We start from the raw sequence: 17,644 nt of genomic DNA on the forward strand, positions 1-17,644 counted from the left end.
TGGGAGCGGCTAGTCAGGCCTTTTTGGCGCCGAGATTTGGAAAGAACTGCATGATGCCACCGATACAGGCCAGGTAAAGCCCGGTAATGGTGATGCCGATCTTGATGAAGGTGCTGACCTGTGCGCCCAACACACCGATCTGGTCATAGAAAGCGGCAAGCGCCGCCTGTGCGAGGGCAAGCGCGCCGAAGGCGCACCACAAAAGGGTCATTGTGAGATTGATGGGCCGCAGCCGCACGACCCGCACCGGATGAATGAAATTGATCGGGATGAAGGTCAGAATACCGGCCACCACCACCACCGCGAATGACACCCATTGTCCGGGCTCGATGACGAACAGCGTGAACACCACCATGTTCCAGACCACGGGGAAGCCCTTGAAGAAATTCTCCTTCGTCTTCATGCCGGTGTCGGCATAATAGATCGCGCTGGAGACAACGATGATCGCCGCCGACAGGAACGACAGACCCTCGCCCATGAAGCCGCGCTGGTAGAGCGCGAAGGCCGGGATCAGCACATAGGTCACGTAGTCGATGATGTTGTCGAGGAGCTCGCCCGACCAGGTCGGCAGGATTTCCTTGACCTCGAGCTTCCTGGCGATCGGCCCGTCGATGCCGTCGACGAACAGCGCCAGTCCAAGCCACCAGAACATTGCCGTCCAGCGTTCCTCACTCGCCGCCACCAGCGACAGGAAGGCAAGGAACGAGCCCGACGCCGTCAGCAGATGGACCGAGAACGCCCTCGCCTGCGGCCAGGTGACCTTCTTCTTCGGTCGCGGAATCCGATCCGTGATCTTCTTGGCGGCTCTCCGTGCCGCCATGTTCCTGGCCGATGTGTTCTTGCTCACGGGCCCCGCCAATCCAGCTTGCAGATTTCGGCCGATCGACCGGCAAAATTCCAGTTGCGGCCAAAGGCTCGCATCTTGCTCTTGTCGGACCTCGCCACGATGATCTCCGGTGCAATCCAGTATTCCGAATTGGTGATCACCGTATCCCTCTCGCGATCCTTGCCCGCGATTGGCGTGACCGCACCATCGATGATCTTCGGTATCTGGAAGATACGCGTCTTGTCCCGTGTCTCATAGGTGATCGGCACCTGTTCCACACCCAGGAATTTTCCGACCAGGATCGACAGCAGCGATGTGGTTCCGCCGGCCTTGCCGGTGAAGATCTTCGTCAAGGCCTTGATCGCGTAGACCGAGGCGCGTTTGTCGATGAAGAGGCCGGCGGTCCAGTTGCCGCGGCTCATGTAACCGGGGATTTCCATGATCAGCCCGAGGTTGAGGCCGGACAGGTCGACCTCGCCGAAATGGCCGGCATCGATACGGAAACCCGCCCAGGTCTGGCAGTAGCCCTCGGTCGGAGGGTGACTGCCGAGCGACAGCACGCAAGGGCAAAAAACCGTGCAATTGCAGGAGAGTACGAGCTCTCCTTTCATTGCCCAGCCCTGATCTGTCATTGAATTTCCCCCACTCACAGCGAGACTACTAGCAGCGCGGCTGCCCAGACAAGCAGTATCGCACCGGCCAGCCGGGTTGGAAGACGGCCCGTGGTCTGTTTTTCAATCAGGGTGAACACGCCGATCAGCGCCATCCAGAAGATGTTCATCACGCCGACTGCGAACATCACCAGCATCAGCGCCCAGCAGCATCCGAGGCACCAGATGCCTTGCGCCGCACCAAGCCGGAAGACGCGGACGGGTTTGGCGCTCCAGTTCGAAAACAGGATCGAGAACGGGTTGCGGCATTTCTTCAGGCAGGCCTCCTTGAGGCCGCTGAACTGGTGGAGGCCTGCAACCAGCAGTGCGAGCGCCCCGGCAAGGCCAAGCAGCGGATCGTAGATTTCGCCGGACGCGGCGAATGCATGCACGCAGAGCGTCAGCGCCGCAAACAGCATCGAGGCGGCGAGCCAGACACCGAGATAGCCGGCAACCAGCACCAGCGGATGGACGACAGGCTCGCCCTTGATCCGGGCCGTATCGGCGATCTCGCAATAGGTGCGGATCATCGGCGCCGCCGACGGCAACATCGCGGCGATCGCCATCAGGAACCACATCAGGATCAGCGCCAGGGCGCGCGGGACGATGCTTGCATCCAGCGGCGCCGGCGACAGGCAGAGCGCGAAGAACCGCTCCAGGAAATCGGGCAGCGGCAGCTGCGGCAGGCCGCGCAGAAGTGTGTCGCCGGGCGCACTGCCCCAGGCCTCGGCGCCGCGAATCGCCATCGTTGCCAGCGACGACCATGCAAGCAGAATGCTGGCGCCGACGACGATATTGACCGTCAAACGTGGGTTGCGCGCAATATCAGCCGTGGCGCGGCCGGCGCGGTCGAGATGGCTGAAATCGTCCTGGGGGCCGGTCATGACACCCGAATGAGCCGAATCGCCGCGTTGATCAAGCCGCATGAACTGACCTATATGCTTCTCGATTGGCAGGTCTGGTGGCCCGCCTCGCATCGCAAGCCGGAAACCGATCTTGGAGCATCAGGAAACAGCGCGAATACTGATTGCCGGAACCGGTCCGGCAGGGCTGATCGCGGCGCTGGCTTTCGCCGATGCCGGCTTCCCGGTGACGCTGGTCGGGCCTGAGGCGTCGGCCCCCGATGGCCGCACCACGGCCTTGATGAACCCTGCCCTGAAAGTGCTTGAGCGGCTCGAGGTCCTCGAAGCCATCAGGCCCAAGGCCGCTCCCTTGAAAGTCATGCGCATCGTCGACGCGACCAGCCGGCTGATCCGCAGCCCCGTCGTCACCTTCCGCGCCAGCGAGATCGACGAGGAGCAGTTCGGGCTAAACCTGCCCAACAGCGTCCTTGGCCCGGCGCTTGGCAACAAGGTGGCCGCGCATTCCGGGATCGAATGGCGCAGGTCGATGGTGAAGACCTGGCACCTCGATGTCGATCGGGCTCATGCCGTTCTCGCCGACGGCAGCGAGATTGGCGCTTCACTGGCGGTCGCCGCCGATGGTCGCCAGTCGCCTGCGCGCGAGGCGGCGGGCATTTCGACCGGTTCGCACGCCTATCCGCAGGCCGCACTCGTGCTTAATTTTGGCCATAGCCGTGAGCACGCCTCCACCTCGACCGAGTTCCACACCGAAACCGGTCCGTTCACTCAGGTTCCGTTGCCCGGTAATCGCTCAAGTCTCGTCTGGGTGGTGAAGCCCGAGAACGCCAAAGAGCTTGCCGCCCTGGATGATGCAACGCTCTCGTTGCGGGTCGAGCAGCAGATGCAGTCGATGCTGGGTCGGGTGACGGTGGAGCCGGGCCGCCAGATCTATCCGCTTTCGACCGTGACGCCCCTGCGTTTCGCACGAGACAGGGTGGCGCTTGTCGGCGAAGCCGCGCATGTGTTCCCGCCGATCGGTGCACAAGGCCTCAACCTTGGCATCAGGGATATTGACGATCTGGTTGGAATTGCAAAAGAAAATAGCGGAGATCCAGGCGCGGCCAAGGCCCTTGCCGCCTACGATTTCAAGCGCCGGCCCGACATTCTGGCGCGCAGCAGCGCGGTCAACCTGCTCAACATGTCGCTGCTTTCCGACATGCTGCCCGCGCAGATGGCACGCGGCGCCGGTCTCGGCGTGCTCGGCGGCTTTGCACCGCTGCGCGCCTTCTTCATGCGCGAAGGGCTTCGCCCCGGCAGTGGTTTTGCAGCACTCGCGGGCGGCCTGCGAAAACCCATGCGGCAGCAGTAGCGATTTTGCGGATTTTATCGCGACATCGCGACATCAATCAAAACCTTTGCGTCGCATTCTGCGTAGCTTGAAGGCGCTCGAACGCTTCGGGATTGAATTGACTCGGAGTCTGCGCCAAATAAAGTCAAGGAATTCAGTGGTGAGTACGATGAAAACGGCCAAATTCGCGATCGGACAGGTGGTTCGCCACCGGCTGTTTCCGTTTCGAGGCATCATTTTCGACGTCGACCCCCAATTCGCCAACACCGACGAATGGTACGAAGCCATCCCCGCCGACGTGCGGCCGCGCAAGGATCAGCCATTCTACCATCTGCTCGCCGAGAATTCGGAAACCGAATACATCGCCTATGTGTCGGAGCAGAATCTCCTCGAGGATCGGTCGGGCGAGCCGGTCCGCCACCCGCAGATCAAGGAAATGTTCGACAAGAGGCCGGACGGGCGTTACGAGCCGAAACGCCAGTCCAGGCACTGACCTTGCGGCATTCTGTTCGTCGGTCAGGAAATCCGGGCCAAGGCCAGACACGAAAAAAGCGGGGCATGACCCCGCTTTTTCTTTGACTCGAGAATGGCCGAGCCGGTGATCAGTTGGCGGTCTTGGCCTTGTCCTGCTCATCCTTGAGCTTCTTGGCGAAGTCCTGGTTGTTCTTGGCGACGAAGTCCTGGAGCTTCTTCTGCCGGTCCTCGATGTCCGACTGCTGCAGCGGCGGACCGTCATAGGCGCCGCTGAAGCCCTGGAGCGCGATCTTGATCGGGTTGGCCTGGTTCTGGAAATTGATCGAGGTCAGCGTGATCCCCTGACCCTTCTTGAACGAGGCGACGAGCTGGTCGGTCAGCGGCACTTCGGCCACGCAACGATCCGGGAAGCAGATGACATAGTCGAGCTTTACGGCCTTGCCGGTGTCGATCTGCAGGCCGATGCCGGGAGGTACCAGGCGGCCGGTCGGGACCGTCACCTGAAACACCTTGCGGTTCACCTTGCCCTTGAGCTCGATCAGGCTCACACCCGTGACGAGCTGGCCGTTGCCGGCCGTGACGATGTTCTGGACGTTGCAGATATCGACGTCTTCCTGCTTGGTGCAGGCCTTGAACCAGCCCTGTGGAATCTGTTGCTGCTGCTGTGCGGAAGCAGAGGGAAGTCCTGCGCCCAGAAAGCCGACCACGCCCGCGGCCATGACCGAAAGGCGGTACGCATTGCTGTTCAGGCTCGTCATGTCGTGCACTTCCTCTCAAATGATCCCGGAACCGGCTTCTCTATGCCGTGTGGTCCAGCTACCTGTTGCCGAAATGAGGCAACAGAATGACTTCGGACGGCGTGTTACACTGCAAGCGGTGCCGAATCCAGCCCCGCCCACTTGTAATTCTTGATGACACGATTGGCCGGCAGGGACCTGCCTCATGCTAGGGTGCGCACCGAATCATCAAGCCGACCTGTTAAGGAGACGGTCATGGGCCGCGTTCTTGTTTGGCTGATCACCGCGATATCGCTTTTCACCCTTTCGCTGCGGCCGGCCATGTCGGAACCGAAGCATGCCATCGCCATGCAGGGCGAGCCGGCACTGCCGCCCGACTACACCCATTTCGACTACGTCAATCCCGATGCGCCGAAGGGTGGCAACATCACCTATTGTGTTGTCGGCAGCTTCGACAACCTCAACCCTTTCATCCTGAAAAGCCTGCGCACGACGGCGCGCGGCATGATGGATCTGACCTACGGCAACCTCGTTTTCGAACCGCTGATGCAGCGCAACTACGACGAGGCCTTCAGTCTCTATGGACTGCTCGCTGACAGCGCGGACATGGATCCCGAGCGCAAGTCGATCGAGTTCCATCTCAATCCCAATGCAAAGTGGTCGGACGGCGAGCCGGTGACGCCGGAGGATGTGCTGTTCACCTACGACGTCTTCACCGACAAGGGTCGCCCGCCCTACAACGCACGCATGAGCCTGATCGCCAAGCTTGAAAAGACCGGTGATCACAGCGTGCGCTTCACCTTCAATGACAAGGCCAATCGCGAAACGCCCATGATCATTGCGCTGACGCCGATCCTGCCGAAACATGCCTTTGACAAGGAGACTTTCGACAAGACAACGCTGAAGCCGCTGATTGGCAGTGGCCCTTACACCATTGCCCAGGTGGCGCCGGGCCAGCGCATCGTGTTCAAGCGCAACCTCGATTATTGGGGCAAGGATGTCCCGGCCAAGCGCGGCTTCGACAATTACGACCAGATCACCATCGAATATTTCCTCAACGCCAACGCCAAGCTCGAGGCTTTCAAGAAAGGCCTCTGCGCCATCGACGACGACGGCGATCCGGTCAAACGGGAGCGCGATCTGGACTTCCCGGCGTTCCATAGGGGGGACGTGGTTTCTGAAACCTTCGACACCGGCATTCCGCCCGTGGTGACCGGTTTCCTGTTCAACACAAGGCTGCCGAAGTTCTCCAATCCGGTGGTTCGGCGCGCGCTCGGCATGCTTTACGACTTCGAATGGGCGAACAAGAACCTGTTCGGCGGCAAATACACCCGCACGATGAGCTACTGGCAGAACTCGGAACTTTCCGCGCTCGGCCATCCGGCCGACGACAGGGAAAAGGCCTTGCTCGCCCCCTACCCCGGCCGTGTGCCGCCCGATGTCATGGACGGCACCTGGAAACCGCCCGTGACCGACGGTTCAGGTCAGGACCGCAAGGTGTTGAAGACAGCCTTCGATCTCCTGAAAAGCATCGGTTACCACGTCCAGGACGGTACGATGCTCGATCCCGACGGCAAACCTTTCGCATTCGAGATCCTGACTGCTTCGCAAGACGAAGAGCGCCTGGCCGGTATCTATCAGCGCACACTGGAGAAGATCGGCATCAACGTCAGCATCCGTAGCCTCGACGGCGACCAGATCCAGTCACGCAAGCAGCGCTTCGATTTCGAGGCTCTGATCGGGTCGAGCGGCTTCAACAATTCACTGTCGCCAGGCTTCGAACAGCTCGGGCGCTGGAGCTCCGAGGCGGCCAAGGCCGAAGGCTCGTTCAATCTCGCCGGCGTTGCCGATCCGGCAGTCGATGCGGCGATCGACGCGATGCTGCGCGCCCGCTCGAAGGAGGATTATGTCGCCGCCGTCCGCGTTCTCGACCGGCTGCTGATCTCGGGCAATTACATGGTGCCGATGCAGTATAACACGCAGCAGTGGCTTGCTTACTGGAATTATCTGGAACATCCGAAGAAGACGCCCATATTCGGTTATCAGCTGCCGACATGGTGGCGCAAACCGAACTGAAAATCCGGAGATCGAGATGAGCGAAGCGAACGCCATAACCGTCGATGTGGTGTCGGATGTCGTCTGCCCATGGTGTTTCATCGGTCAGAAGCGGCTGGACAAGGCGGTTGCCGCGGCCGGCGACGTCGATGTGCATATACGCTGGCGGCCGTTCCAGCTCGATCCGACCATTCCGCCGCAAGGCAAGGACCGCCGGGAGTATATGCGGGCCAAGTTCGGCAGCGATGAGCGCATTCGCGAGATTCATGCCCGCATCGAGCCGCTTGGCGAGGCAGAGGGCATTTCCTTTGCCTTCGATGCCATCAAGGTGGCGCCGAACACGCTCGATGCGCACCGCCTGATCCGTTGGGCGGGTGCTGCCGGTGAAGCCGTGCAGAACAGGCTGGTCCGTCGCCTGTTCCAGTTGAATTTCGAGGAAGGTGTCAACATCGGCGACCATGCCGTGTTGGTCGAAGCCGCCCGCGAGGCCGGCATGGATGCGTCGGTGGTCGCCACGCTCTTGCCGACCGACGCCGATGTCGAGGCGGTGCGCACCGAGATCGCCACGGCGTCGCGCATGGGCATATCGGGCGTGCCGTGCTTCCTGCTTGAAGGCAAATATGCCGTGATGGGCGCCCAGGACGTCGACACGCTGGCCGATGCCATCCGCCAGGTGGCGGCGGCGAAGGCAAGCGGCGAATTGGACAAGGTCGGCTGAGGCCGGTCATTCCTTCACCTGCGACAAGACCGTTTCAGGTCACTTCTCGGCTCCCGGAAAGGCCGATCGCGGCAGGAATCAGAGGTCAAAGGACGGCCGGTTTTCGGGAATTTGGTCAGCCCCAACAAAAAATCGGCTCGCCGGACAAGCCAAAAAGAGTCACGAAATCGTGTGGACGCCTTCCCTAAGGGAAGGTTGTGGCTCACTGCGTCGTAGCCAAGTAACCATCTGACATTGTTATGTTAAATCGCCTTCCTGCCGGCTTACGCGAAGCACTTGGAAAGCCTGCTCTGTTGCCTTCCCGACACGGCCGGATCTTCAAATCTCGCTGACCCCCTATAAAAATTAATGGAAAATGATCAATTGGTGTTACCATCCGTAACAAAACAAAAAAGGTTTGGGCGGGATCGTGATTCGGATCGGCAGACGATCGCAGGAGTCAGTACCGGATAGACTACACCGCGGCGCCGCAGGGCGGTCGCATTTGACGCCGGTATCCTCGATGCGCAGTTTCTGGGGGCTGATGAAGGCCTACTGGTTCTCCGAGCGCTGGAAGGAAGCCTGGACGCTCACCATCGTCATCGCTCTGCTGACGGCGCTTTCCAGCAAGGCCGGCGTCTGGTTTGCCCTGGCATTGGGCGAGTTGGGCAATTCGATTGCATTCTTCCACGATGCAGCCAATACCAGCCCACTGCAGGCAATTCTGACCAATGCCGGCATATTGGTTCTGCTGGTCGTGCTCAAGGATGCCGGCTTCACCGGCGTGCGTGGTCTTGTCTCGGCAACCCTGCACCGAAAGTGGCGTGGCTGGCTGAATAGCCAGTTCAACGAGGCTCTGCTCGACGGCAATCATACCCACTTCCATGCTCAGCATGGTTCGGCGGCCGGCGATATCGTCGCACCCGACAACATCGACCAGCGCATCCAGGAATCGATCAAGGACATGACGGGCGGGGCGATCGGTCTCGCCATGGGCGTTCTGGGTGTCGCCACCTCGCTCTATTTTATCGGCGAAAATCTGATCGGATCCTCGGTTGAGGTCAAAGGACTGGAGTTCCTCGGCAGTTATGGCAGCGCAGTGCTGGCCTTCCTCGCCGTCGCCATTTACGTGCCGCTGAACACTTGGATTGCGGTCAAGCTTGGCCGCTTGCTCGAGCGGCTCAATATCCGCATGCAGCAGGCCGAGGGCAGCTACCGCAGTGAACTGACGACGTTCCTGCGCCGCAGCTTCCATGTCGCCGCCTCGCATGGCGAAGATGTGCAAAAGTCGATGCACGACAAGCTCTACGTCGATATCGACAAGACCTGGGGCAAGCTCAATGTCGTCAACAATAGCTACACGTCGTTCGAGCTGATCTACAACTTCCTCGGCGCCCGGATCGTCGCCTATGGTCCCGGTCTGGTGTCGTTCATACACAATCGCTTGGACTACAAGGGCTACATCACCGGCTCCGAAATGGTCGCCCAGCTGATCAGCCAGTGCTCGTGGTTCATCCATGTCATGCCCGCCATCGCCACGCTGCGCGCCAACAGCCAGCGTGTCACGGAGCTGGCAAACGCGATCGAGAGCGTCCAGCATCCGCAGGCGTTCTACAGCCAGACCGGCCAGTCCGACTTCCACTATGCCAGCCAGAACCCGGTGTTCGGTCTGACCATCCAGAAGCTCGAACTGGCGCATCAGGGCGAGGACGCGACACCGTTCCTCAGCGCCGCCAATTTGCGCTTCCGGCGCGGCGAGTGGACATTCCTGAAGGGCGAATCCGGTTGCGGCAAGACATCGCTGGTCAAGGCGATCAACGGCCTCTGGCCCTACGGCCGCGGCACCATCGTCTTCCCCGATGGGGTGAAGAGTTTTTATGCCGCCCAGGAGATCAAGCTCCAGCAGGTGTCGCTGAAACAGCTGGTCTGCCTGCCGGGCTCCGAGCACGACCACGGCGATGCGCAGGTCGCGTCCGCGCTGCACAAGGCCGGCCTTGGCGACTTCATCGAGCATATGGCCAATGAAAGCCGTGAAGGCAAAAGCTGGGATCAGGTCCTGTCGGGCGGCCAGAAGCAGAAGCTGGTGGTGGCCCGCATCATCCTGCAGCAACCGGGGCTGCTGTTCCTCGACGAGGCGACCGGCGCCCTTGACCCGGAAGGCAAGATTGCCTTCCATCAGGCGATCAAGGACAACTGCCCCGATGTCACGGTGATCAGCGTCATGCACGAAGCGGTGGCGCCACGATCGGCTGCCGGCACCGAGTTCTATCATTCGATCGTGTTGATCGCCGACGGCGTCGCCACCAAGAAGCCGCTGGTTCCGACCCTGCCGGTCGAACTCACCACGATTCTGACCCAGCCACGTCCGGTCGAGGACAAATGGCTGCGTTTCTCACGTCGGCTGAAGCAGAAATAACGTTGGTTTCACGGCGACTTGCCGGGCACCGCGGCAGTCGGCGATCACAGTATCGCGATCGGAGCCATCAGGCGCCGTTTTCCTCACTCACCGCGATTGACTCGGCAAGGCGCGCTCCTATGTTGCGCCGGCTTGCTGATAGTCAAACGCGAACCCGCAAGCGGAAAGGTCACCGCGCCATGCCTGGCGACAGTATTAGTCGAACGCAACCGCCGTCCGCCTAGACGTGACCTGAATGGTTCATGTCCTGCCGGACGGCAAGGAGTGAACCATGAACGATTTTTCCCCCGTAGCGGACGACGAGGCCGTCGCCATCGCCCGCATCCTTGCAAACGACCATGTCGCCGACGTGGTCGAGGCGCTCAACCACGAATCGCGCGAAACCGCGACTGATCTGCTTTGCGCGGTACCCTTCGAGCGCCTGGTCGAGATCTTCGACCAGCCCGAACTCGACGGTGCGCCCGAACTCGCGGAAGCCCTGCCCCGTGCCAAGGCAAGCAAGCTGCTCACCGCCATGTCGGTCGACCGTGCGGCCGACATACTGCGCGAGCTCGATGAGCCGGCACGTTCCGAACTGCTCGGCGCACTGGCGCCGCCACTGCGCGCCACCCTGTTGTCCATTCTGGGCTATCCCGAAGGCAGCGCCGCATCGATCATGACGACGGAGTTCGTCAGCGTTCCCTCTGACTGGACCGTCGGGCGCACGCTGGACTACATCCGCAAGGTCGAGCGGACGCGCGAAACCGTCTACGCGATCTACATCGTCGATCCGCAAACGCACCTCCTGGTGCGGTCGACCGGCCTGCGCCGACTCATCACCGGTGAGCCGGACGACCCGATCCTGTCGGTCGCGCCGGACCGTGTGCCGGTGACGGTCACCCCGCTGACCGATCGTGAAACCCTGGCGCAGACGATCTCCAAATACGATCTGCTCGCCTTGCCTGTCGTCGACCACGGCAAGATTCTCGGCATCGTCACCATCGACGACATCATCGACACGATGATCGAGGAAACGACGGAGGATGTGCATCGCTTCGGCGGCATGGAAGCGCTCGACGAGCCCTACATGAAGATGAGCTTCCTCTCCATGATCAAGAAACGGGGCGGCTGGCTGTGCGCGCTGTTCATCAGCGAGATGCTGACCGCCAACGCCATGCAGAGCTACGAGGGTGAGTTAGAGAAGGCGATCGTGCTCACCCTCTTCATCCCGCTGATCATGAGTTCCGGCGGCAATTCCGGCTCGCAGGCAACCTCGTTGGTCATCCGCGCGCTGGCGTTACGCGAGATCGGCCTTCGTGACTGGTGGCGGGTGGCGTTGCGCGAGCTACCCACCGGTCTCGTGCTGGGCGCCATGCTTGGCGTGGTTGGCATCTGCCGCATCGCTCTCTGGCAATATATGGGCTTCTACGACTACGGCCCGCATTGGCCGCTGATTGCCGCGACGGTTGGCGCGGCACTGGTCGGCATCGTCACCTTCGGCTCTTTGTCGGGCTCGATGCTGCCCTTCGCGCTGAAACGGGTCGGTTTCGACCCCGCCAGCGCATCGGCGCCGTTTGTCGCCACGCTGGTCGATGTCACCGGGCTGGTGATCTATTTCTCGGTGGCACTGGTGATCCTGCGCGGCACGTTGCTGTAGCCGCATTGCTGTCTCCGCCGCTGGCCATGGCCGGCGGCGGCTTCCGCCTTTCAGGCTTGCCTGCCGTGGATGGTTCCGTCGACCTTGATGGAGCAAACCGCGCCCGTCACTGGACGCGCTGGCCGTCCTTCACGCGGTAGGTCGGCTTGTACATGGTGACGAGTTCTTCCGACGCGGTCGGGTGCACGGCCATTGTGCGGTCGAAATCATCCTTGGTCAGGCCGGCCTTCAGCGGAATGCCGAGCAGCTGCGCCATTTCGCCGGCATCCGGCCCCAATATGTGGGCGCCAAGCACTTTGCGGGAAGCGCCGTCGACCACCAGCTTTATCAGCATCTTCTCGTCACGGCCCGATAGCGTATGCCGCATCGGCCGGAAGCTGGCCCGGTAGATTTCGACATCGGCGAAACGCTTGACGGCTTCGTCTTCCGACAGGCCGACGGTACCGATTTCCGGCTGTGAGAAGACCGCGGTCGCGATCGTGTCGTGATCGGGCGCGGTCGGGTTGCCCTTGAAGGCCGTCTCGACAAAGCACATCGCTTCGTGGATCGCCACCGGTGTCAGCTGCACGCGGTTGGTGACGTCGCCGATCGCCCAGATATTGTCGATGTTGGTGCGGGAGTACTCGTCGACCTTGATCGCGCCGGCCGGGGTCATCTCGAGGCCGATGCCTTCCAGGCCCATATTCTCGGTGTTGGGGATGCGCCCGATGGCCAGCATGACCTGGTCCACCGTCAACGTCTGGCCGCTGGTGAGAAGGGCGTCGAGCCGGCCGTCCGGCCGCTTGTGCACCCGCTCGCTCACTGCATGGCAGAGTATCTTGATCCCCTTCTTTTCCATGGTCTCGTGCAGCGTGCGGCGCAGATCCATGTCGAAGCGGCTGAGGATCTCCTTGCCGCGATAGACCAGCGTGGTGTCGACGCCGAGACCGTGGAAAATGTTGGCGAATTCGACCGCGATATAGCCGCCGCCTTCGATCATGATCGCCTTCGGCAGTTCCTTGAGGTCGAAAGCCTCATTGGAAAAGATGCAATGCTCATGACCGGGAAGCGCTGGGTGGGCCGCCGGACGGCCGCCGGTGGCGATCAGGATCTGGTCGGCGGTGACGGTGCGGTCGTTGTCCAGGAGATGCACCACATGCGGGTCTACGATCATCGCCCGCGAATGGAAGGTCTCGCCGCCGGCGCCCTCGACATTCTTCTTGTAGATTGCCTCCAGCCGGCTGATCTCGCGGTCCTTGTTGGCGACCAGTGTCTGCCAGTTGAAACTGGCTTCCGGCACCGTCCAGCCATAGCCGGCGGCATCGGCGAAATGCTCCGGAAATTGCGAGGCGTAGACATAGAGTTTTTTCGGCACGCAGCCGCGGATAACGCAAGTGCCGCCAAAACGGTATTCCTCGGCGATGCCGACGCGCTTGCCGAGTGCGGCGGCAATGCGCGCCGCCCTCACCCCGCCGGAGCCGCCGCCGATGACGAAAAGATCATAGTCATAACCGGCCATGAGGCGGCTCCTTGAACGTCGGAAAATGTGAGAGACAGGTAGGCCGCCGAAGGCCAAAAGAAAAGCCCGGACAAGCCGGGCTTCACAGATGGCCGCAAGGCCGCATTTGAAAACGCAGGATCAGTTCTGCGTGCCGTCGGCGGGAGCCGAACCGTCGGCCGGTGCTGAACCGTCTGCGGGCGCGGCGCCATCCGCCGGAGCCGCATTGTCGGCCGGAGCGGCACCATCGGCGGGCGCAGGCGCGGCCTTGGCCTTTGCCTTGGCGGCCGCTGCCAGCGTTTCGCCGACCTGCTGGGCGAGGTCACGGCCAAGGCCGTTCTGCCAGATGTCGGCTGCCTTGACCAAATCACGCGTCACGGTCGGGCCGCTGTCGAGCAGCTTCTTGCCGGAGTCGGAGTTGTAGAAGGCCGCGATATCGTTGAGTTCCTTTTCGGAAAACACCTTCGCATAGGCAAGGGCCGCTTCCTTCTCGAGATCGGCGCGGCGCGAGGCCAGCGCCAGCGCCTTCTCGTTGATCGTCTTGCCGATCAGCTCCTGCATGTCCGGGTTCTTCTGGATGAGCTGCGATTCGAGCGCGGCCGCCGCCTGCGGCAGGATATTGTCGAACGGGTCGGTCGCATGGATCGCCGCGACCGCCGCTCGGGCCGCCTTGAGGTGCGATTCGGTAACGTCCTGCGAGAACGCCGGCGACGACAAGGCGAAAACGGCCGAAGCCGCCAGAACGACGCAAAGGCCGCGAACCCGGTTATGCAACATCATGGTTGGTAGAACTCCCTGGTTTTCGGGCGGCATGGACGGTTTGGATACCGTCGCCGCCGGCGATGATGGCCGCTGACGCCAGCCCGATGAAAAGACCATGCTCGACCACGCCCGGAATGGCATGGAGAGCATTCGAAAGCGCTCTTGTATCCGGAATGCGGCCAAAAGATGCATCGAGGATAAAATGGCCGCCGTCTGTAACAAAAGCCTGGCCTCCCGTCATCCTCAATGTAATCGGACCGGAAAGGCCGAACTCCGCAGCCGCCTTGGCTACGGCGATCTCGGTGGCGCGCAGGCCGAACTGGTTGACTTCGATCGGCAGCGGAAAACGGCCGAGCGTCTGGACCATCTTCGACCGGTCGGCGATGACGATCATGCGCTGCGACGCCGCCGCAACGATCTTCTCGCGCAGCAGTGCGCCGCCGCCGCCCTTGATCAAGGTCAGTTCCGGGTCGACCTCGTCGGCGCCGTCGACGGTGAGATCGAGCTCGGGGGTTTCCTCCAATGTCGACAGCGGCACGCCAAGCTCGCGGCAAAGTGCTGCGGTGCGCTCCGACGTCGGCACGCCGATGACAGTCATGCCGGTGGCGACCTTGTCGGCGAGCAGCCGCACGAACTCTTCCGCCGTGGTGCCGGTGCCGATGCCGAGCCGCATGCCGTCGCTGACATGGGCAAGGGCGGCCCGCGCGGCCTCGACCTTCAACTGTCTTGCATCCATGCCGCTTGCTGCCCAGAAACCCGAGTGTTCGGGGCTCCTAGCATTTTTGCCGGCCGGGTCAAAGCTTTTGCCCGTGGTCAAAGCCTTTGACAGTGGTCAAAGCCTTTGAGCACCTATCCACCGCTCTGCTTGCCTTGACGCGCCGCAGGCGCTATCGCCTCCGGATGTATAAACCTGCGCCGGATGGATCATGAGTCGCCCGATCATCGTGTTCGACCTGGACGGAACGCTGGTTGACACGGCGCCGGACCTGCTCGACAGCCTGAACCACAGCCTGGCCGCCAGCGAACTCACGGCCGTCGACGAGGCCGGCTTCAGGCGCTTCGTCGGCCATGGCGGCCGCGTGATGATAGAGCGGGCGCACGCCGCCCAGCAGCGCTCGCTCGACGTCGCCGAGCATGACCGGCTGCTCAAACTGTTCCTCGATCACTATACCGACAACATCCCCGGCAAATCGCGCCCCTACCCCGGCGTCATCGAGGCGATCGCCCGCTTCGAGAAGGCAGGCTATCTCCTGGCCATCTGCACCAACAAATACGAGGCCAATTCGCTGGCGCTGATCGAAGCACTCGGCCTGACCAGGCATTTCGCGGCCATCGCCGGCCAGGACACGTTCGCGTTCCGCAAGCCCGATCCACGCCACCTGACCGAAACCATCCGGCTGGCCGGCGGCGATCCGCACCGCGCTCTGATGGTCGGCGATTCGCAAACCGACATCGACACCGCCAAGGCCGCCGGCATTCCGGTGGTGGCCGTCGATTTCGGCTACACCGACCGGCATGTCCGCGAATTCGAGCCCTCGGCGGTGATCTCGCATTTCGATGCCCTGACCGTGGATCTGGCGGAGCGGCTGATCCGCGCCGCGGGACACTGAACGGACAGCAGCGAGAATACAGTCGGTACGGCCCCGAAAGGCGCGGAATCCGATCTCTGAAAGAACGCCTAACACCGCCTTGACTTAACCGGCCGGCCTCCCTTATATCGCGGCTCGCTTGGCCTTCGGGCAACGAGCGGGCGATTAGCTCAGCGGGAGAGCACACCCTTCACACGGGTGGGGTCGCAGGTTCAATCCCTGCATCGCCCACCATTTTCCAAATGGTTTTCCAGCCTTAGCCCGTCGACACTCTGTTGGCAGCGGCGCGGCGAATTGCAGCTTGCGCGGACATGGCCGGGCACGCATGGCGTCCATCTGGAACCAACCGCCACGCCAGCTCGTTTCCTTGCGTCGAAACTTGAGGGAAAACCATGTCCAGATTTCTCGTAGCGACCAGCATCGCCGTTCTTCTCGCCGCCGGTCCTGCTCTGGCCGCGGATGACAAGCCGCTGCCGCCGCCCAACGCCAAGAAGCTGTCGGAGATACTCGCCAAGGTCGAGCAGCGCGACGGCTTTCGCTATGTGAAAGAGGTCGACTGGGACAATGGCGCCTATACCGTCACTTATTACACGTCGGACAAGGCGAAGGTCGAAATCACCTACGATCCAGTGACGGCCGAGCCTAAGTAAGAGCTGCCAGCAGAGACTCTCCATTTCGACGGGTCTGCCCATTTTCTCCGTGCACCTGGACGGCCAATCCGATTGCCGCAAATTGTCCATCCTTGGCGTGTGATATGCACGCCAGGCGCGGGCAGCGCCTGTTGGCTTGGGGTAGTCATGCGATTTTCCGTTCGAACCGATCTCTTGCTCGTCTTAGCCATCGTCCTGGCTGGCGGCATGCTTGCGGCGACTTCGTCGCGAGCGGACGGGCCGTCCTTCGACTGCGCCAAGGCGAGCCTGCCGGCGGAGAAGGCGATCTGCGCCGATCCTCAGCTGTCGGCCATCGATCTGCTGGTCGCCAAGGCCTACAAGGGGTTCGAGCCGGCCTTCGGCGGCGACAAGCGCAAGATCGCCCGCGGGCTGATCGCCGACCGCAACGCCTGCAAGAGCGATACCGCCTGCATCGTCAGCGCGCTGAACAACGCCTTGCAGACCTATGGCAATGCGCCGTCATGGGTACAGGACTACAACATAGCCCTGATCGGCAAGAAGGCTCTGGATACCGCCGCGCGCAATCCCGGCAACAACGATCAGCCCCTGCCCTCGGCCGTCGGGCAATGCGCGTCCACGCATATCAAGACGCTGACCGCGCGGCTTGGCGACGATCCGCTCGAAACCGCCTCGCCCGACGCCGGCAGCGCAGCCACCTTCACCAATGGCGGTGGGGCCGTCTCCTATGATCGCGAACCGGGCCTTGCCGCCTCCAAGGTCGGCGAACCCGTCATGATGTGCCTGATTGCGATTCCCAGGGATTGTCCGAAGGGCGACGACCGTGGCCGGGTCTATTATTCGATCGATCTGGTTGCGAAAGGCTCGTGGGCCTTGCCGGACTCCGAGCATCTGTGTGGCGGCGCCTGATCGGCTCCGCTTCATGTTCGCGAGCCCGCCAAAGCCGCCCGCTCGGTGCCTGCCCTTGCGCTGGATCGTCTTTGATGGCTGATTGCAACGGTTGACTGCGCCGCATGGGGGGATGGGCATGGCGACGGCGAAGCATGTGATGAAGCGCATCCTGATGATGCTGGCCGGCTATCTGGTCGCGGTACTGGTCGGCCTGGTCGCTGTAGCGGCGATCTACGCCGCGCTCAGTTCCCTGCCCAACGCGCCGGCCTATTTCGACGTCATGGGCGTCAGCCCGATCGCCGTCCTGGTGGTGCCGCCGCTCGGCATGTTCGTCTACTTCCTGACGATTGTCGTGACCGGGCTGCAGACGCTGATCTTCGCGCTGATCGCCGAGTTCTTCTCGCTGCGCAATGCCCTGATGCACATGGTCTTCGGCGCCGCCGCCGCCGCCGGCGGCTTCTTCCTCATCTGGCCGAGCTCGGCGGAAGACATAGACCCGGAGCGATGGGCCGATATCGGCATCATCGCCGCCGCCGGCCTCGTCGCCGGATTGATCTACTGGCTGATCGCTGGGCGGGAGGCGGGTTTCCGCCGCCCGTTGTCGCAATTCTAAAC

The 17,644-nt window shown here is 62.0% G+C and carries 17 protein-coding genes and 1 tRNA gene; 11 read left to right on the top strand and 7 right to left on the bottom strand.

All coding sequences use genetic code 11. From position 1 onward, the window contains the following. Nucleotides 1-13 precede the first annotated feature (13 nt). From pcsA to ACVILI_RS19300, 3 genes are read right to left on the bottom strand one after another with little or no spacing between them, the layout of a single operon-like run. On the bottom strand, nt 14-820 hold the full coding sequence (gene pcsA / locus ACVILI_RS19290; protein ID WP_027046831.1) for a phosphatidylcholine synthase: 807 nt from the start codon (nt 818-820) through the stop codon (nt 14-16). A 23-nt stretch (nt 821-843) separates the two neighbouring features. After that, nucleotides 844-1,458 carry a DUF1326 domain-containing protein gene (locus tag ACVILI_RS19295; protein WP_027046832.1) on the bottom strand — a complete coding sequence of 205 codons (615 nt, stop codon included), beginning with the start codon at nt 1,456-1,458 and terminating at the stop codon, nt 844-846. A gap of 14 nt (nt 1,459-1,472) precedes the next feature. Continuing rightward, nucleotides 1,473-2,360 (bottom strand): DUF2182 domain-containing protein, encoded by an 888-nt coding sequence (locus ACVILI_RS19300; protein ID WP_038652664.1) that lies wholly within the window; start codon nt 2,358-2,360, stop codon nt 1,473-1,475. Nucleotides 2,361-2,472: 112 nt separating this feature from the next. Here ACVILI_RS19300 and ACVILI_RS19305 point away from each other — a divergent pair, with 112 nt between their 5' ends. Together ACVILI_RS19305 and hspQ are read left to right on the top strand one after the other, a co-directional pair. Further along, nucleotides 2,473-3,687: a UbiH/UbiF family hydroxylase gene (locus ACVILI_RS19305; protein ID WP_038646762.1), complete on the top strand. Its 1,215-nt coding sequence runs from the start codon at nt 2,473-2,475 to the stop codon at nt 3,685-3,687. A 148-nt stretch (nt 3,688-3,835) separates the two neighbouring features. After that, complete coding sequence (gene hspQ / locus ACVILI_RS19310) at nt 3,836-4,159, top strand: heat shock protein HspQ (RefSeq protein ID WP_019858091.1); 324 nt, start codon at nt 3,836-3,838, stop codon at nt 4,157-4,159. A 109-nt stretch (nt 4,160-4,268) separates the two neighbouring features. Here the strand turns inward: hspQ and ACVILI_RS19315 are convergent, their stop codons facing one another. Beyond that, nucleotides 4,269-4,898 carry an invasion associated locus B family protein gene (locus ACVILI_RS19315; RefSeq protein ID WP_027046833.1) on the bottom strand — a complete coding sequence of 210 codons (630 nt, stop codon included), beginning with the start codon at nt 4,896-4,898 and terminating at the stop codon, nt 4,269-4,271. Nucleotides 4,899-5,132: 234 nt separating this feature from the next. On the opposite strand from ACVILI_RS19315, the gene ACVILI_RS19320 reads away from it, so the two are divergent. The 4 genes from ACVILI_RS19320 to mgtE all read left to right on the top strand — a co-directional run bounded on the left by ACVILI_RS19320 (nt 5,133) and on the right by mgtE (nt 11,681). Beyond that, nucleotides 5,133-6,953, top strand: a complete 1,821-nt coding sequence (locus ACVILI_RS19320; RefSeq protein WP_038646764.1) for an extracellular solute-binding protein — start codon at nt 5,133-5,135, stop codon at nt 6,951-6,953. 16 nt (nt 6,954-6,969) lie between these two features. Further along, nucleotides 6,970-7,650: a DsbA family oxidoreductase gene (locus ACVILI_RS19325; protein ID WP_019858095.1), complete on the top strand. Its 681-nt coding sequence runs from the start codon at nt 6,970-6,972 to the stop codon at nt 7,648-7,650. Between the two features lie 502 nt (nt 7,651-8,152). Further along, a complete protein-coding gene (locus ACVILI_RS19330) occupies nt 8,153-10,045 on the top strand; it encodes an ABC transporter ATP-binding protein/permease (RefSeq protein WP_038646766.1) in 1,893 nt (630 codons plus the stop codon). A gap of 271 nt (nt 10,046-10,316) precedes the next feature. Further along, nucleotides 10,317-11,681 (top strand): magnesium transporter, encoded by a 1,365-nt coding sequence (gene mgtE / locus ACVILI_RS19335; protein ID WP_038646768.1) that lies wholly within the window; start codon nt 10,317-10,319, stop codon nt 11,679-11,681. A 106-nt stretch (nt 11,682-11,787) separates the two neighbouring features. Here mgtE and gor read toward each other — a convergent pair whose 3' ends face one another. The 3 genes from gor to rpiA form a co-directional block, all read right to left on the bottom strand. Continuing rightward, complete coding sequence (gene gor, locus ACVILI_RS19340; protein WP_019858098.1) at nt 11,788-13,179, bottom strand: glutathione-disulfide reductase; 1,392 nt, start codon at nt 13,177-13,179, stop codon at nt 11,788-11,790. 120 nt (nt 13,180-13,299) lie between these two features. Beyond that, nucleotides 13,300-13,938 (bottom strand): DUF2059 domain-containing protein, encoded by a 639-nt coding sequence (locus ACVILI_RS19345; RefSeq protein ID WP_038646770.1) that lies wholly within the window; start codon nt 13,936-13,938, stop codon nt 13,300-13,302. After that, entirely contained in the window at nt 13,925-14,656 is a 732-nt protein-coding gene (rpiA, locus tag ACVILI_RS19350) for a ribose-5-phosphate isomerase RpiA (RefSeq protein WP_038646772.1), read from the bottom strand. The genes ACVILI_RS19345 and rpiA overlap by 14 nt, the downstream gene beginning before the upstream one ends. 190 nt (nt 14,657-14,846) lie before the next feature. Here rpiA and ACVILI_RS19355 point away from each other — a divergent pair, with 190 nt between their 5' ends. From ACVILI_RS19355 to ACVILI_RS19375, 5 genes are all read left to right on the top strand, one after another. Continuing rightward, entirely contained in the window at nt 14,847-15,530 is a 684-nt protein-coding gene (locus ACVILI_RS19355) for a phosphoglycolate phosphatase (RefSeq protein ID WP_019858101.1), read from the top strand. Between the two features lie 138 nt (nt 15,531-15,668). Then, nucleotides 15,669-15,743 (top strand) — tRNA-Val (locus tag ACVILI_RS19360). A gap of 158 nt (nt 15,744-15,901) precedes the next feature. Further along, nucleotides 15,902-16,159, top strand: a complete 258-nt coding sequence (locus ACVILI_RS19365; protein ID WP_019858102.1) for a PepSY domain-containing protein — start codon at nt 15,902-15,904, stop codon at nt 16,157-16,159. A 207-nt stretch (nt 16,160-16,366) separates the two neighbouring features. Next, on the top strand, nt 16,367-17,047 hold the full coding sequence (locus ACVILI_RS19370; RefSeq protein WP_457102566.1) for a lysozyme inhibitor LprI family protein: 681 nt from the start codon (nt 16,367-16,369) through the stop codon (nt 17,045-17,047). A 112-nt stretch (nt 17,048-17,159) separates the two neighbouring features. Further along, complete coding sequence (locus ACVILI_RS19375) at nt 17,160-17,642, top strand: hypothetical protein (protein WP_038646776.1); 483 nt, start codon at nt 17,160-17,162, stop codon at nt 17,640-17,642. Nucleotides 17,643-17,644: the final 2 nt, after the last annotated feature.

The organism is Mesorhizobium sp. USDA 4775 (assembly GCF_054062655.1).

Bases quoted from the DNA above. Each gene is read 5' to 3' on its own strand.
- ACVILI_RS19320 (WP_038646764.1), top strand. From the start codon at position 5,133: ATGGGCCGCGTTCTTGTTTGGCTGATCACCGCGATATCGCTTTTCACC.
- ACVILI_RS19315 (WP_027046833.1), bottom strand. From the start codon at position 4,898: ATGACGAGCCTGAACAGCAATGCGTACCGCCTTTCGGTCATGGCCGCG.
- gor (WP_019858098.1), bottom strand. From the start codon at position 13,179: ATGGCCGGTTATGACTATGATCTTTTCGTCATCGGCGGCGGCTCCGGC.
- ACVILI_RS19295 (WP_027046832.1), bottom strand. From the start codon at position 1,458: ATGACAGATCAGGGCTGGGCAATGAAAGGAGAGCTCGTACTCTCCTGC.
- hspQ (WP_019858091.1), top strand. From the start codon at position 3,836: ATGAAAACGGCCAAATTCGCGATCGGACAGGTGGTTCGCCACCGGCTG.
- ACVILI_RS19355 (WP_019858101.1), top strand. From the start codon at position 14,847: ATGAGTCGCCCGATCATCGTGTTCGACCTGGACGGAACGCTGGTTGAC.
- ACVILI_RS19300 (WP_038652664.1), bottom strand. From the start codon at position 2,360: ATGACCGGCCCCCAGGACGATTTCAGCCATCTCGACCGCGCCGGCCGC.
- rpiA (WP_038646772.1), bottom strand. From the start codon at position 14,656: ATGGATGCAAGACAGTTGAAGGTCGAGGCCGCGCGGGCCGCCCTTGCC.
- ACVILI_RS19375 (WP_038646776.1), top strand. From the start codon at position 17,160: ATGGGCATGGCGACGGCGAAGCATGTGATGAAGCGCATCCTGATGATG.
- mgtE (WP_038646768.1), top strand. From the start codon at position 10,317: ATGAACGATTTTTCCCCCGTAGCGGACGACGAGGCCGTCGCCATCGCC.
- pcsA (WP_027046831.1), bottom strand. From the start codon at position 820: ATGGCGGCACGGAGAGCCGCCAAGAAGATCACGGATCGGATTCCGCGA.
- ACVILI_RS19365 (WP_019858102.1), top strand. From the start codon at position 15,902: ATGTCCAGATTTCTCGTAGCGACCAGCATCGCCGTTCTTCTCGCCGCC.
- ACVILI_RS19330 (WP_038646766.1), top strand. From the start codon at position 8,153: ATGCGCAGTTTCTGGGGGCTGATGAAGGCCTACTGGTTCTCCGAGCGC.
- ACVILI_RS19370 (WP_457102566.1), top strand. From the start codon at position 16,367: ATGCTTGCGGCGACTTCGTCGCGAGCGGACGGGCCGTCCTTCGACTGC.
- ACVILI_RS19325 (WP_019858095.1), top strand. From the start codon at position 6,970: ATGAGCGAAGCGAACGCCATAACCGTCGATGTGGTGTCGGATGTCGTC.
- ACVILI_RS19345 (WP_038646770.1), bottom strand. From the start codon at position 13,938: ATGATGTTGCATAACCGGGTTCGCGGCCTTTGCGTCGTTCTGGCGGCT.